Source organism: Aphanizomenon flos-aquae FACHB-1287 (genome assembly GCF_014698755.1).
Taxonomy (GTDB): domain Bacteria; phylum Cyanobacteriota; class Cyanobacteriia; order Cyanobacteriales; family Nostocaceae; genus Dolichospermum; species Dolichospermum flosaquae.
The window spans coordinates 33,667-48,637 of sequence record NZ_JACJTO010000020.1; the positions used below are offsets into that span (position 1 = coordinate 33,667).

Annotated in this window: 13 protein-coding genes, 1 tRNA gene and 1 pseudogene; 7 read left to right on the top strand and 8 right to left on the bottom strand. The window is 37.9% G+C overall.

The annotated features are described in order from the left end of the window. Positions 1-162 precede the first annotated feature (162 nt). A complete protein-coding gene (locus H6G44_RS11200; RefSeq protein ID WP_190386718.1) occupies positions 163-1,173 on the bottom strand; it encodes a transposase in 1,011 nt (336 codons plus the stop codon). An 18-nt stretch (positions 1,174-1,191) separates the two neighbouring features. Further along, positions 1,192-1,878 (bottom strand): annotated as a pseudogene (locus tag H6G44_RS11205) (hypothetical protein); the annotation flags it as partial. Between the two features lie 507 nt (positions 1,879-2,385). Here H6G44_RS11205 and H6G44_RS11210 point away from each other — a divergent pair. Further along, positions 2,386-2,459, top strand: a tRNA-Arg gene (locus H6G44_RS11210). A 7-nt stretch (positions 2,460-2,466) separates the two neighbouring features. Here the strand turns inward: H6G44_RS11210 and H6G44_RS11215 are convergent. Next, a complete protein-coding gene (locus tag H6G44_RS11215; protein ID WP_190386717.1) occupies positions 2,467-2,712 on the bottom strand; it encodes a hypothetical protein in 246 nt (81 codons plus the stop codon). Between the two features lie 64 nt (positions 2,713-2,776). Here H6G44_RS11215 and H6G44_RS11220 point away from each other — a divergent pair, with 64 nt between their 5' ends. The 5 genes from H6G44_RS11220 to H6G44_RS11240 all read left to right on the top strand — a co-directional run bounded on the left by H6G44_RS11220 (position 2,777) and on the right by H6G44_RS11240 (position 7,049). Beyond that, positions 2,777-3,379, top strand: a complete 603-nt coding sequence (locus tag H6G44_RS11220) for a DUF3318 domain-containing protein (protein WP_190386687.1) — start codon at positions 2,777-2,779, stop codon at positions 3,377-3,379. Positions 3,380-3,454: 75 nt separating this feature from the next. After that, positions 3,455-4,621, top strand: a complete 1,167-nt coding sequence (locus H6G44_RS11225) for a pyridoxal phosphate-dependent aminotransferase (RefSeq protein WP_190386686.1) — start codon at positions 3,455-3,457, stop codon at positions 4,619-4,621. Between the two features lie 34 nt (positions 4,622-4,655). After that, positions 4,656-5,303, top strand: coding sequence for a histidine phosphatase family protein (locus H6G44_RS11230; protein WP_190386685.1), 648 nt, complete (start codon positions 4,656-4,658; stop codon positions 5,301-5,303). A gap of 75 nt (positions 5,304-5,378) precedes the next feature. Then, on the top strand, positions 5,379-6,404 hold the full coding sequence (locus H6G44_RS11235) for a glucokinase (RefSeq protein WP_190386684.1): 1,026 nt from the start codon (positions 5,379-5,381) through the stop codon (positions 6,402-6,404). Positions 6,405-6,446: 42 nt separating this feature from the next. Next, a complete protein-coding gene (locus tag H6G44_RS11240) occupies positions 6,447-7,049 on the top strand; it encodes a hypothetical protein (RefSeq protein ID WP_190386683.1) in 603 nt (200 codons plus the stop codon). A gap of 149 nt (positions 7,050-7,198) precedes the next feature. Here H6G44_RS11240 and H6G44_RS11245 read toward each other — a convergent pair whose 3' ends face one another. The 5 genes from H6G44_RS11245 to H6G44_RS11265 all read right to left on the bottom strand — a co-directional run bounded on the left by H6G44_RS11245 (position 7,199) and on the right by H6G44_RS11265 (position 13,172). After that, complete coding sequence (locus H6G44_RS11245) at positions 7,199-8,647, bottom strand: glycoside hydrolase 100 family protein (RefSeq protein ID WP_190386682.1); 1,449 nt, start codon at positions 8,645-8,647, stop codon at positions 7,199-7,201. Positions 8,648-9,076: 429 nt separating this feature from the next. Then, positions 9,077-10,168, bottom strand: a complete 1,092-nt coding sequence (locus tag H6G44_RS11250; protein ID WP_190386681.1) for a hybrid sensor histidine kinase/response regulator — start codon at positions 10,166-10,168, stop codon at positions 9,077-9,079. A 52-nt stretch (positions 10,169-10,220) separates the two neighbouring features. After that, on the bottom strand, positions 10,221-11,399 hold the full coding sequence (locus H6G44_RS11255; protein WP_190386680.1) for an FtsW/RodA/SpoVE family cell cycle protein: 1,179 nt from the start codon (positions 11,397-11,399) through the stop codon (positions 10,221-10,223). Between the two features lie 84 nt (positions 11,400-11,483). Further along, the gene (gene proB / locus H6G44_RS11260) at positions 11,484-12,593 is read right to left on the bottom strand and encodes a glutamate 5-kinase (RefSeq protein WP_190386679.1); all 1,110 of its coding nucleotides are present in this window, start codon (positions 12,591-12,593) and stop codon (positions 11,484-11,486) included. Between the two features lie 72 nt (positions 12,594-12,665). Then, positions 12,666-13,172: a DUF2808 domain-containing protein gene (locus tag H6G44_RS11265; protein WP_190386678.1), complete on the bottom strand. Its 507-nt coding sequence runs from the start codon at positions 13,170-13,172 to the stop codon at positions 12,666-12,668. Positions 13,173-13,785: 613 nt separating this feature from the next. Between H6G44_RS11265 and H6G44_RS11270 the strand changes: the two genes are divergently transcribed. Continuing rightward, a complete protein-coding gene (locus tag H6G44_RS11270; protein ID WP_190386677.1) occupies positions 13,786-14,940 on the top strand; it encodes a Re/Si-specific NAD(P)(+) transhydrogenase subunit alpha in 1,155 nt (384 codons plus the stop codon). Positions 14,941-14,971: the final 31 nt, after the last annotated feature.

Below are 14,971 nucleotides of genomic sequence, written 5' to 3' on the forward strand. Positions count from 1 at the left end.
AAACCTAAATTAGGCAATTAATAGCACTGATTGGCCAATTAAACTACTTGAATTTGGTCGGAATTATGAATATTATTTTCATCCTAACATGATGAGAGGCCAGCTTGATCAAGGAGCGGTTAGAGCATTTAACTACTCTAACCAGCAAATGTCCACATACCTTTACACCAAAGACAAAGAGTAGACTTGACCATCAATCAATAGTCGCGTAATCCCTTTAGCTTGTAAATGACTACTGGCCTTATGAAGCATTTGACTATCGGGGACTTTGATGACGCGATCGCGCTTAGTAGAAAAGCGTTTAGCTACGCGGTGGTTATCAAAAATCGGCAGTGTTTTCTGTTGATTTTCCAGACTAGGAATCAGACCCAAATCCCCAAAATCCTTGAGTGGACGGGTAATTAACTCCGCAGAACGATCAATTACCAAATAACAAGTTTTCGGTAAATGGGCAACCGACAATGGTAAAACTTGAACAGACACTTCTCCATTTCCCCGTCTAGTAACTAGGGGTTTTGGTGCTTCATAGTCCTCGTCCTCAAAGTCCTCCTCGTCGTCATACAAATCATCATCCAAATCATCATCTTCTAAATCATCAGATTCATCCAGCAAATCCTCATCCAATATTTCCGCAAATAAACTTGACTGTGAATGTAGGGTTTCTACATCTAACTTGGTTTTAGAAATAATTGGTGTTTCCGTAGGCTTGTGTCTAATAATTTCCAATTCTTTAACAACTGGAACTTCTTTGACCATAGGAAGCTTGGGTTTTTCCACTGCGGAGGAGCGTGTTTTTAAGCGTCTATTAGCCGGAATAGGTTGAGCAAAATCAGGATCATGATCTGGTTCTGCTGGTATCTCTAGCTTTTCTGGTTCTGGTTGTGATAACTCCTCACGACTGCTGACACCACTGGAAACCTCTACTTCCAATAGTGGTTGAGTCAACAGAGGTAACTGCTCATAGTTTACCTGCGCTCTGCCTTCAGGGGTTCTAGCAGCACGTTTTAAAGAAACGAGAAATTCATACTCTTTTTCTGGTAAGGTACCTTTGAGCAGTCGGCTAATTGTGGAGTTGCTAACACCATAGCGTTCCGCTAAAGTCGAGGTTGTTTCCGCAGTTTCTCGATATAGCTTGAGAATTTCTTGTTTGTCAGAATCTGTTAATTTTCTCACGGTAGACACCAAAATTTGTTAAGTTCCCTTGCGTCCACGGTCTCGGCCTTTAAGACTCAATGATGCGTCATATTCTAGAACAGTGCCCAGACCGAATAAAACTCCACTAAACACCCAGAATACTTCTAGTATGTCCCCACTTTGATAATTGGGACTTTGTTGAGCGAATTTAAACCACATATATGCAATGTAGAGTGAAAATGCGGCTGCGGCAATTATTCGCCAAGATAGGGAGACTTTACCGCCCCAAAAAGCCAGTAGCATCATTATGGCAATAATTAATGGCAGCACATCGCTAACCATGTAAAATAAGTTGAGAAAAAAGGCTACCTGTTCGGTTGATGCTTGTTTTTGAGACATCAACCAAGTTGGAAAACTGCCTAATCCGCCAACTGCTGCTACAATTAGCCACTGCCATGGTTTTAGGTGGATTCGGTGAGAAAGCAGGCCTAAAGCCATGCCAGTAGTCAGACATAAAAATGCCATGATAAAAAACACATTAGCTATAGACACATCTGGCTGTTGTTTTAAGCCAATTTCTATGTAGGCGAAAACTAGTCTACCTATAAAATAGGCAAACATTCCTAACCCGATTGAGAGCCAGACTTTTCGACTACTAACCATTTGGGTACTCTGCCAGTTCCTCCAGCATAAGAGACTTGCAACTAAATAAGCCACAGTTTCAAAAATATTTGTTTGACATACTTACCGACCTGAAGGTGCGGTGATTCTTGACACTTCACTGAAACACGCCACAAGTGGTCTTATCGTCCCTCCATGTCCGTTTAAAGTCTCCCAATGCCATAAGGCGACTATGACCAAATTTTAACATAAAGCCGCCCTGGAAGGACGGGGCTTGTGTCCCGTCTTTTCGGTCAATTACATGCCACCCGGCGCGGACTTCTATTCCTCCCTGCCCTAGATCAGGGATCTTAGCACTAAAGAACAAAAAGTATAATACTCCTAAAATAGCCCAGCTAAAACAGAAAAATATTGTTAGCACTGACTTAGAAGGATATGAACTGCTGTAAGATCTACTCATAAGGATTAACTAAGTAAATGCTCTCACAATATATCTGAATATCGTATCTATTTTGTTTCTAATTTGACCTTGACCTCCTAATTATTTGCAGTTGGTGACTGAAAATTAGAAAATTTTTAATTTCCTCTTGTCTTTTCTGAAAATTTCAGTTATAATGATAAAGGCTTCATGGGTACGTAGCTCAGTTGGATAGAGCATCCGCCTTCTAAGCGGACGGTCACAGGTTCGAGCCCTGTCGTACCCATTAAAATTCACTTCCTCCCAGATAAATTCGTGGGTGGTCTATCCTTACTCCAAGCCCACCAGGCATAATCGCAATGACAATGATAAAATTCTTGCCAATAACGACCACGATTTGCGGAGGTGACGGGCGATCGCCTATTTATCCACACACCAACAGCTTCTCGACTAGTAGCGTGGCATTGGGGACAATGAAATTGGTGGGCGTGTACCGCTTGATTAGTCCATTCTGGCGGATTGGGATCAAAAGCGTCCATCTGAATATAAAGTGTAATCTTAGTAGTCATTGAATATACACGATTATGGCTAATAATGGATGTTATGGAACCAAATATTGAAATTCGTCGTTTGTTAGACTTAATGCCCGCTTCTGGGCGAATGATGACTAAAATCGTCAGTAAACCAGAACAAAAACAGGTAATAGATGCGGCTTTTCCCCTGCCCCTGAGCCAAGCCAGACCAATATATATTAATTTTGATTTATGGAGACGATTACCAAAACCCCAACGGGATTTACTCCTATTGCAGAGGGTTTGCTGGTTAACGGGGGTGAAATGGTTACAACCTCATATTTATCAAGGTGTGGTGTTAGCGGGGCTTGTAGGCGGAATAATAGAGGCAGTCCAGTCTGATGTGGTAGGTGTGGTGATAGCTGGGGGATTAAGTGCTGTAGCAGCCATACGGATTTGGCGAATCAATAAATCCCAGGAGTCGGAATTAACTGCTGATACGGCGGCTATTCGTGTCGCCCAAAGACGAGGTTATTCAGAAACTGAAGCCGCCCAACATTTATTAACGGCTATTGAAGCGGTAGGAACAATAGAAGGGCGTTCTGGTTTAAATTTTAGTGAATTAATTCGTTGTCAAAATTTAAAAGTAATTGCTGGTTTATCACAAGTTGGTATTCCTAGAAATTATCAATAGATTTACAGCGAAATGCGGAAAATTGAGGTTTCTATTATTTTACCCAAGTTCTTTTTGATTTAGGAATTACAAGTTATGAATGACAACTTTTCTCGGATGAATGGGATACAATCGCCGATTATTCCCGTTGTGGGAGAATTAATTAAAAACTCTCCTGGGACAATTTCTCTGGGACAAGGTGTGGTTCATTATCAACCACCATTAACAGCGATAGAACTATTAACAAAATTCCTTTCTGACCCCAAAAATCATCTTTATCAATCTGTCGTGGGAATTCCTGAATTATTAACAGCTTTAACGGTAAAGTTATCAATATTTAATGGTATTGATATTAATGAAGAAAACGCTATTGTGGTGACAGCGGGTAGCAATATGGGGTTTATAAATGCTATTTTAGCAATTACGTCTCCCGGTGATGAGATTATTTTGAATATTCCCTACTATTTTAATCATGAAATGGCGATTAAAATGGCAGGTTGTCATCCAGTCTTAGTGGCGACAGATGCAAATTATCAATTAATTCCTCAAGCTATAGCCGCAGCAATTACTAATAAAACCCGGGCTGTGGTGACGATTTCTCCCAATAATCCCACGGGTGTTGTTTATTCTGAAACTGCTTTACGTCAAGTTAATGAAATTTGTCGAGATAGGGGAATTTATCATATTAGTGATGAGGCTTATGAATATTTTACATACAACGATGTAAAACATATTTCTCCGGGGTCATTTGCGGGCAGTAATCAATATACAATTTCTCTTTATAGTTTATCAAAAGCTTATGGTTTTGCAAGTTGGAGAATTGGTTATATGGTAATTCCTGAGCATTTATTAACTGCTGTAAAAAAAGTTCAAGATACTATTTTAATTTGTCCTCCGGTGGTTTCTCAATATGCAGCTTTGGGAGCATTACAAGCAAAAGATGATTATTTAAAAGATCATATTGCGACAATTGCTCAAGTTAGAGAAATAGTAATTAATGCACTACAATCTCTAAAAGATTTATGTACTATTACCACTGCTAATGGAGCATTTTACTTTTTTTTAAAAGTACATAAAAACATGAATGATTTAGAATTGGTAAAACAACTGATTCAAGAATATAAAATAGCGGTAATTCCTGGAATAACCTTTGGTATGGAAAATGGCTGTTATTTGCGGGTTGCTTATGGTGCATTACAAGCAGATACAGCCACAGCAGGTATAGAAAGATTGGTCAAAGGGTTGCAAAGTATCCTATTATAACTACATCACAAAAATTAACACCTGTATTTCCTCCATGAATCAAATAGTTTGGATAGCAAGACACGCTAACCGCCTTGACTTTGTAAATCCTGATTGGTTTCTGACCGCCCAAAGACGATATGATCCACCTTTATCGGATGATGGGATGGTACAGGCGCAGCAATTAGCAAAACGACTAAAGGGGAAAAAAATTGCCCATATTTTTGCTTCTCCCTTTTTGCGAACCATACAAACTGCGAATGCTGTTGCTGAAGTTATGGATTTACAGATTAAACTAGAAATAGGTTTGAGTGAATGGCTAAATCCAGCATGGATGACCGAAGAACCTGAAAAACTCCCAACTTCAGCTTTAGTAAAATTATTCCCTAGAATTGATACTAGCTATACATCACGCATAGCTGCACAATACCCAGAAACCCATGAAAAGGTGCGAGAACGTTCAGCACAAACTGCCAGGTGTCTATCTACTGAATTTTTCCCCCATGATATCCTATTGGTGGCACATGGTGCGTCTGTCTTGGGTGCGGCCATGGGATTAGTGGGAGATATTGCCAAAAGTGAGGTAAAAGCTTCTTTATGTTCCTTGGTCAAGGTCGTGCGTCAAGATTCACAATGGTTGCTAGAACTAAAAGGAGATACTTCCCATTTGACAAAAATTGAAGAATTGGTGCGATTTGTGTAAATATTTAATAGGAATTTTCTCTAAATCGCAACTGACACTAACTCAGCAAAAGTAACCTACTAACTGATAAATTTTATGACATTGCTACTGGCCGGAGACATAGGCGGAACAAAAACAATTTTGCGTTTAGTGGAATCCTCAGAAACAGTAGGTTTAAAAACTCTGTATGAGGAGAGTTTTCGGAGTGGAGATTTTCCCGATTTAGTCCCCATGGTCCAAAAGTTTTTGACTACAGCTAACTCTAGGACTCCAGAAAAAGCTTGTTTTGCGATCGCTGGACCTGTAGTTAAAAATACCGCTAAATTGACCAATTTAACCTGGTTTCTGGATAAAGATCGTTTAATTCAAGAATTGGGTATTCCTTCAGTTTCTTTAATTAATGATTTTGCGGCTGTTGGTTATGGCATTTTTGGGTTAACAAAACAGGATTTACTGACTTTACAAGTTGGTAAATATCAACCAGCAGCACCAATGGCTGTAATTGGCGCTGGAACTGGGTTAGGTCAGGGATTTTTGATTAGACAGGACAAACAATATCAAGTATTTCCTTCTGAGGGTGGACACGCGGATTTTGCCCCCCGCAATGAGTTAGAATTTCAACTGTTAAAATATCTTGTGGATAAGCATGATATTCAACGAGTTTCCGTGGAAAGGGTGGTTTCTGGTTTGGGAATTACTTCTATTTACCAATTTTTACGAGATAGGCAAATAGCCCCCGAATCTCCAGAAATTGCCCAAGCAGTCAGAACTTGGGAACAAGAAGCACAGAAAGCCGAAAAAACCGTTGATCCTGGAGCATTTATTGGCAGTGCGGCACTACAAAAAAGCGATCGCCTTTCTGAACAAACTATGCAATTATTTATAGAGGTTTACGGTGCAGAAGCCGGGAATCTAGCCCTCAAACTCCTACCCTATGGCGGATTATACATTGCCGGTGGTATCGCTCCCAAAATCCTACCTTTAATGGAAAATGGTAGTTTTCTCTTGAATTTTACCCAAAAAGGCAGAATGGGTTCTCTTCTTGAAGAAATACCCGTGCATATAATTCTTAATCAACAGGTTGGATTAATTGGTGCGGCTTTTTCTGCCTCTAGGTTATAACTAGCAACAACGGTAAAATCTGCATCTACAAATTTTTAAGTTATGAATGGCAAAATTTTACTATCTTTGATTGCTACCACTTTTTTATCTGGCACTTATGCTGTTGCTAAAGTGCATTTACCTGAACCGATAACTTCCCAAAAAAAGCCGACAATTCCCCAAGTAGTAAAATCTCAATGGCGGACATTTACAGCACCAGACGGACGTTTTACAGTATTAATGCCCGGAATACCAAGGCGGAAAACTCAAATTCAAAAAACCTATATGGGGAAAATCAAATTAGAAATATTTTTAGCCCAACCATTGAAACAAGAAGCTGCATATCTAGTCACATATAATGAATTTCCTTATAGTTATGTGCAGATGAATAGCCCTGAGAAAATTATGGATGAAGCTCAATATGTGGAATTAACAGCTACTAAAAGTAGATTATTAAATCGGCGAAATATTCGCAGTTCTAACTTTCAACCCGGTAGAGAAATTGAATATGTCAATGTTATTGGCAAAATTACTAAAACTAGAATGTTTGTTGCTCATGGTAGATTGTATAAAGTGATGGCAATAGTTTCTAAAAAACAGCATGATACTTTAAATAAAACTATTACAGGCTATTTAAATTCTTTTCAATTGGTTCTTAGTCCTTAATTGGGAATATAGCGATCAATTTTTTGATATAATGTTCGTGAGGTACAAAGTTTTTTAGTTTTAGGGAACAGGGAACAGGGAATAAATAGAAGTTTCAAATACCCCCTAAGTCCCCCTGAAAAAGGAGGACTTTGATTAATTCATGTCTGTTAGTGATCCATGTAAGGATCTATACTACCAATCTCAAATTCACAAGCTCTAGAAATGGTTTCTGGGGGTAACTTATCAAAACTAACCAATGATAAATAATCAGGATGATTGATTAATTCCCACGCTAATAAATAACCAGTAATTGTCCAAGTTTGGTATTTTCTCGCTTGTTTACCAATTAGTCTCCCCTTCTTACCATCATAATATTCTGGCCATTGATCCTCACTTAGTTTATTAGCAGCAATGTCGATTGCTCTTGCTGCTAATTCTGGTTTTTTGGTTTTTACCGCTGCTGCTGCTAACATCCAGATTAAAACAGGCCAACTACCAGCATTATGATATGACCAAGGAATATTTTTTGGATCACACCCTGTCACAACTCGATATTCTTCACCTTGTAAAGCAGGATAACAGATTTTAATAGGCATATCTCCTACTAAATCCTCCCATCTTTCTTCGATCAAATTCATAATTGCTTCAGACTGTTCTTCTGTAGATAAATCAGAAATTACAGCCATCAAATTTCCGACAGTGAAGAAACGAGTATCCATTTGTGATGGTCCAACATTTCCTGCAAAATAACCCCCTTTTCTGGGTAGCCATTTATCTAAATCATAATAAGGTAAAGAATCTGCATAAATATTGAAAAGATTAACCGCAGCTTTACCATATTCTTCCCCTTTAAAGCGGTAAATTGCATTCAAACGATGAATATCTATCCAATAATGCTGACGAAGATGACCACATAATAAAGGTAAACGGTTATCAATTGCTTGGACAATATCTTGATTACCTTTGCAAATTAGTAGTTCTCGCGCTGCACGTAAGGCCGCAAAAAATAGAACTTGAATTTCTAGAGGATGCCCATAAATACCCATGCGTCTATCTATCATACACGCGCCGTCAGGAACTAATAGCGTCGGGTACATATCAAAACGATTAGCCAAACAGATATCCATAATTAACCTAATTCCTGTTTGGAATTGAGGTTGATAAGCTAGGGAATAATCATTAGTAGCAACTACATAAGCACGTAATAGAATTAACCACCATAAACAAGAATCCACAGGTGTAACTCTAGCAATGGCGTGTTCACCAAAATCAGCTTCTAAAAATTCTTCCCCATTGGCAGAAACTACTTTAAAACTGGCTGGAATTAGACCTCTACCGGGCTTATAAGCCTCTAATGCCTTTTCTTTAGGCTGTAACTTTAATGTTTCTTCTAGGAAGTTTTTGACAATCTCTGTTCTACCTTTAATGAGAAAAATCAACGCCGAAGAAACAAAATCTCTGACAAAACATTGGTCATAATTTAGTGCTTCTACAGATGAATCATAAGCTGCTACAGTACCTACAGGCTGACCTTTATAGTAGAGAATTGAATTCTCTAATGCTTGCCATGCCTCATTTTCTATATTCTTACCTATCTCTAATTTGTTTAGTTGCATGATCAGATTAACTCCAGGTAGTAGATTTGTTGGCAGTAGATATACCTTTAATTGTTGTTGATGCCATTTTCATCGTCACTTTGAAATAGCTAATATTAATCTAGCCAAAATATTCAAACTCAGTCAATATAAAAAACAAACTGCATCATATTTAGCAGTTTTTCCCTGTTCCTGAAAATACACTCAATTATTTGTGTAGAATAACTAAAAGGTTAGTATACCTACTTGATCAGAAATTGGCTATTGATATCAAAAAATAAATTATTCCCCTACAACTTCATAATTTATAACGTTTTTTGAAAATATGCAACACAAACAATCAAAATATTTGGCTCTTCGGTACTTGTTATGCTAAATTGGGAAGTTGAGGGAATCCCTGTTCCCTAGTCCGGGAGGATTTTGTTTTGTACATAACCATTATAAGTTAACCTACCGAGGAAGGACAATTCTAATAATAGTTTGTTTCTCATATATACTCTCAATTAAAAACTCTCCTCCGTGCAGTTCCACTAAGGTTTTAGCAATTAATAATCCTAAACCAGAACCTTGTTGTTCATACATTTTGCGTTCAAACTGGATATAGGCCCCAACATTATTAATTTGCTCCTCAGTCATACCCCGTCCATGGTCTATTATAAATAGACGGAAGGTGTTATTATAGCTAGAACCGATGATTTTTATAGGTGTATTAGGCTCGGAGAATTTGAAAGCATTATCAATTATTTCTTCAACAATTTTACTCAATTTAGCTGAAGATAATTTCACTATTGCATCGGATATATCAATACTTAAATCCGCTTCTCTGTTGGAATTTTTGGCAACATTTAAAGCTACATTTTCAATTATTGATTTTACAAAAGTTTTGACTCCATTGTTTCTAAGCTCTTCTACTTTTTCAGGATTAGATGCTAATAATTCTATATCTGCATACATGAGAAAATTAATTGTTAATTTATGTAATCGTTTACCAGCTTTATAAATTGATTCTAGCATTTCTGAAATTTCCTCATGGGAAAATTCTCGATGTTGTTGAATTAATAATTCTGATATTCCCAGAATATGATTAAGAGGAGTATTAATTTCATGGGGTATTGAGTGACTAATACACTGACTTAAAGTATTCAATTTTTCCTGAGTTTGTTGTTTAGATATTGCTTGTTTATTCAGTCTAACTGTGATAGCTTGTAGTAATTGATCCGGATGAAAAGGCTTAGTTAAATAATCATCAGCGCCGAGTTCCATTCCTCGACGTAAATCAGACCATTCTGATTTAGCAGTTAAGAAAATTATGGGAATTGTGGCAGTATAACTATTCTGTCGCAGTCGAATTAATACACCATAACCATCTAAATCAGGCATCATTAAATCACAAATAATTAAATCAGGATGTTTATCCTGAGCTAACTCCAAACCCTGTAAACCATTTTCTGCGACTAATGTATCAAAGTCTGATAAATATAGTAATTCTTGAATATTGTTTCTAATTTGAGGTTCATCTTCAATAATCAAAATGGTTTTCATGTTATTTTCCTCATTTCATCATAATTAAGTGATAAGAATTAATCTAAAAAAATCATCTTCTGCGGCGATTTTTAGACTGGGTTTTTCGTAAAGTCACTACTTCGGCTTCACTACTTTCTCTAGCTACCCGAATTAGTAAAGCAGAAGATACTAAACTAGAAATCATGGAATTACCACCATAACTAAACATTGGTAAAGGTAAACCAGTAGTTGGTAATGCACCTGTGGTTACACCAATATGTAATAATGATTGTCCGACCATAATAACTACTACACCAATTGCTACTAGTTTGGATGTGAGATTTTTGGATTTAATGGCAATAATTAAGCCTAAAGTGGCAAATATTGCTAACATTAGTAATAGCAAAACACCGCCAATAAAACCAAATTCTTCCGAAAAAATTGCAAAAATAAAATCAGTATCTTGAATTGGTAAATAGAATAACTTTTGTTGAGAAAGTCCAAATCCAACTCCCCAAGTTTGTCCTGAACCTACAGCTAATAAACTTTGTACTAATTGATAACCATCTCCCGTAGCATCAGCCCAAGGATTCATAAAGGACATAATGCGTTTACGTTGATATGATTTGATGCTAATACTGATTATTGCTAACAGTATACCACCGACGGCTGTTCCTCCCAAGTATTTATAAGGTATTCCTGCTGCTAAAGCAATAAACCAAATTGTCATCCCACAAAGTGCTGTCGTACTTAAGTTAGGTTGAGCGATAATTCCTAAGAGAACAAGACAAAAAACACCTAACCAAAATAAACGAATTCCCCAAGGTCGTTTTTCCCACTGTCCAAAAAGTGTAGCACTTTGTAAAACTAAAAAAGGTTTAATTAATTCTGATGGTTGGATAGGAATTGGTCCAATAGCTATCCACCTAGCTGCGTCAAAGGCTTTTTTTCCTAATCCTGGTATTAAGGTGATAAAAATCAACATCAAGAAAAATATCAAAAACCAATGAGATACCCCTAAGATTTTCCGCAATGGTAGATTAACAATGATGTTGAAAATAATTAAGGAAACTATAGCCCAAATAATTTGACGTTTAAAATAATATAAACCATCACCATGACGTTCATCAGCGACAGGATAGGATGCAGAAAAGAGGACGACTAAGCCAATAAACATCCATATTAATGTTAGCCAGCGCAATAATCGAGCTTCTAAACCCCAGCTAGAAACAGAATTATCAAAAATTGGGATTAAACGCAGTAAATTCACAATTTGGTGATTTGTAATTGGTGATTGGTGATTTTCTTGTCTCTTTTCCCGACTCGACGATTTCTGCTATGAGAAATGCTATATTTAAATTAATACTAAATTATCACGGTGAATCACAGTATCCGCACCCTCATAACCTAAAATTGCCGAAATTTCCCGGGAATGTCTTCCGCAAATTTTCTGCAATTCCTGACTATTATAATTCACCAATCCTCTAGCAATTTCATGACCGCTAATATCACATAACTGCACCGCGTCTTGATTGCTAAATTCCCCCTCTACGGCTTTAATTCCTGCTGCTAATAGGGATTTTCCGGCTTTGACAATAGCGGTAATCGCTCCTTCATCTAAATATAATTTTCCCCCTGGAATCAAACCATAAGCTATCCAGCGTTTCCGGGCTGAAGTTGGTTCTGGTTGGGGTGCAAAATGTGTACCAATGGGTTCCCCTTCGATAATTTTTGCAATGTTCCGGGGAAATTGTCCTTGGGTAATGACTGTACGGATACCAGCAGCGATCGCAATTCTGGCTGCAGAAATTTTTGTTATCATACCTCCAGTTCCCCATCTAGATCCCTGTCCACCAGTTTGAATCTGTAATTCTGTTAGTTCTTGCATACTACTAACTAAACTAATCGGTTTCGCGTCAGGTACAGAACGAGGATCGGCTGAGTATAATCTATCAATATCTGTTAGTAAAAATAACCAATCTGCTTCTACTAAACTGGCTACTAGTGCAGACAGGGTATCATTATCTCCAAATTTTAGTTCTTCTACAGCCACTGTATCATTTTCATTAACTATAGGAATCACTCCCAAATTTAGTAATTCTTGAAAAGTGTTATTGGCATTAAGATAGCGGCTACGTTCTACCAGATCTGCTCTAGTTAATAATACTTGGGCAATAGGTTGTTGCAGAATAGTAAATAAATCATCATATATACGCATTAATCTACCCTGTCCTACTGCTGCTACAGCTTGTTTTAAAGCGATAGTTTTGGGACGTTCCGTTAAACCTAACCGCACACAACCAACTCCCACAGCACCCGATGAAACTAAAATTACTCGATGTCCCTGTCGTCTCAAATCACAAAGGGTTTCCGTCAAAGAAGCAATACTAGAAAGGGCTAATTGTCCCGTTTCTGCTTGAGTGAGACTAGAAGTGCCAATTTTAACAACAATTGTTTTGGTCATTGATCAGTTTTATAGAGACATCTGGTAAAAGCTCAGAGATTTTAGCCTCTGAGAGTATTAACTAACAACTTCCTAACTAATACTGATAATCCATGTACCAATGTAACGTGATAGCACATCTCCAGAGTAAAGAACTTTACAGTCAAAATAGAACATTCCACCATTGGGATTTTGAACATTGGATAATACTAACTCTACTTTGGCACGGGCCGGAACTGGTTCTTGAGGAAATATTTCAATCACTCTACCTTCCTTGTCCCATTTTACTTCAGATAGAGGAACGCTTTTGCCCTTAACTCTGACTTCAATATCTTTAGTATCAAAAGTGCCACGGTAATACTCAGGATAAGTAATCTCAAACTTAGTCACTGCAGACCGCGTTTTTTTAGCAGGTAATTTGAGTGTATAACGATCTGTGCTGTTAGCGTGTCCACCAAAATCCAAGCGGTAGGGTAGTTGAGCGTTTCTATCAACGCCGCTAAAAAGTGTTATACCGGGTAAGCTTTGCGCCCAAGTCGTAGCCGAAAAACCTGTTAATAAGCAGCTAGTAATAGCCAATGTAGAAAGTAAGCGTTTCATAAATTAGGTTCTCTCTAGTTGATAGTTTTTAACTAAGTGTTAGTATTTCTAACTAAACATAAGCTTGACAATAGACGTTAGTTAAAAATAAAAGTGCCATTGTTATTAAACATTCCATATATAATAATCATACTTGAGTTCTGCATTTATTGGCGTGGGGAGAGAAGAGGAGTATGGGCTTGTACTTAGTTTTTATAACTACAGCACTTGGACTATGTTATAAAGTATTACTATCATTTAGAATTTAGTGTAACATTCTTAACTCCATGATCTAAAAGAATAATTTTCGTGGGTAATTCCCAACACTCACATATATCACAAATGATTGAATTTTTAATCATGAATCAGAAAAAAGGGGTAGAAATTTTCCCAAATATAAAATAATCTAAAGAACAATATACAAAATGTGAAGATTGTCCTAGGATATGCGATAACTTATTTTACTAATAGCTATTTTACAAAGATGATATCTGTATACTGTCAAGTTGAGGTTGTGACTAGAGAAAGAAGAACGTACAAGTTGAAAATTCTATCTACAAGGGTAATTCATGGTTAACAGCCTAATTAATAGTTAACCGGTGATGTCAACAAGTATTTATATCCAGGAGATTGTATGAAAATAGCAGTTGCGAAAGAAATAGAAATTTGTGAACGGCGTGTAGCATTAATTCCCGACACCGTAGCCAAATTAGTCAAACAAGATTTAGAGGTTTGGGTAGAAGCGGGAGCGGGAGAACAAGCATTTTTTAGTGATGCTGACTATGAAGCAGCAGGGGCTAAAATTATCAGTGATTCTGCCCAATTATGGAGTGAAGCAGATATATTACTCAAAGTTAGTCCACCGCAGACGAGAGAAGATGGCCGGACAGAACTTGAATTACTTAAATCAGGTTCTGTATTAATTAGCTTCCTAAATCCTCTGGGAAATCCCGTAATAGTCCAACAATTAGCAAATCGGCAAATTACCGCTTTGAGCATGGAATTAATCCCCCGTACCACCAGAGCGCAAAGCATGGATGCCCTATCCTCCCAAGCCTCCCTGGCAGGGTATAAAGCCGTACTGATTGCCGCAGCAGCATTACCGAAATATTTCCCCATGTTAACCACCGCTGCGGGGACAATTGCTCCCGCCAAAGTATTTATTATGGGTGCAGGTGTGGCAGGATTGCAAGCCATAGCGACGGCCAGAAGACTAGGAGCGGTAGTAGAAGCCTTTGATATTCGTCCAGCAGTCAAAGAGGAAGTGCAAAGCTTAGGAGCGAAATTCGTCGAAGTCAAACTCGAAGAAGAAACCGTAGCAGCCGGTGGTTACGCCAAAGAAATTTCAGAAGATAGTAAAAAGCGTACCCAAGAACTAGTAGCCAGCCACGTCAAAAACTCCGATATCGTTATTACTACCGCCCAAGTACCAGGAAGACAAGCCCCCAGACTGGTGACAGAGGAAATGGTAGCGCAAATGAAACCCGGTTCAGTAATTGTGGATTTAGCCGCAGAACAGGGTGGAAACTGCGCTTGTACAGAAGCGGGTAAAGATATAATTTGGAACGGTGTCACAATTATCGGACCAATTAATTTACCCTCATCCATGCCAGTACACGCCAGCCAACTGTACGCAAAAAACATTACCTCATTAATGCAACTTTTAATAAAAGACAAAGCCTTGCAAATCAATTTTGATGACGACATAGTTGCTGCTGCTTGTGTTACTCATGGTGGAGAAATTAGAAACCAACGAGTAAAGGACGCTTTGCAAGCAGTAGCGGTTTAGTTGACATGAATAAATTTCACAGAATAACGAA

Bases quoted from the DNA above. Each gene is read 5' to 3' on its own strand.
- proB (WP_190386679.1), bottom strand. From the start codon at position 12,593: ATGACCAAAACAATTGTTGTTAAAATTGGCACTTCTAGTCTCACTCAA.
- H6G44_RS11230 (WP_190386685.1), top strand. From the start codon at position 4,656: ATGAATCAAATAGTTTGGATAGCAAGACACGCTAACCGCCTTGACTTT.
- H6G44_RS11235 (WP_190386684.1), top strand. From the start codon at position 5,379: ATGACATTGCTACTGGCCGGAGACATAGGCGGAACAAAAACAATTTTG.
- H6G44_RS11250 (WP_190386681.1), bottom strand. From the start codon at position 10,168: ATGAAAACCATTTTGATTATTGAAGATGAACCTCAAATTAGAAACAAT.
- H6G44_RS11220 (WP_190386687.1), top strand. From the start codon at position 2,777: ATGGAACCAAATATTGAAATTCGTCGTTTGTTAGACTTAATGCCCGCT.
- H6G44_RS11225 (WP_190386686.1), top strand. From the start codon at position 3,455: ATGAATGACAACTTTTCTCGGATGAATGGGATACAATCGCCGATTATT.
- H6G44_RS11245 (WP_190386682.1), bottom strand. From the start codon at position 8,647: ATGCAACTAAACAAATTAGAGATAGGTAAGAATATAGAAAATGAGGCA.
- H6G44_RS11270 (WP_190386677.1), top strand. From the start codon at position 13,786: ATGAAAATAGCAGTTGCGAAAGAAATAGAAATTTGTGAACGGCGTGTA.
- H6G44_RS11240 (WP_190386683.1), top strand. From the start codon at position 6,447: ATGAATGGCAAAATTTTACTATCTTTGATTGCTACCACTTTTTTATCT.
- H6G44_RS11215 (WP_190386717.1), bottom strand. From the start codon at position 2,712: ATGGACGCTTTTGATCCCAATCCGCCAGAATGGACTAATCAAGCGGTA.
- H6G44_RS11265 (WP_190386678.1), bottom strand. From the start codon at position 13,172: ATGAAACGCTTACTTTCTACATTGGCTATTACTAGCTGCTTATTAACA.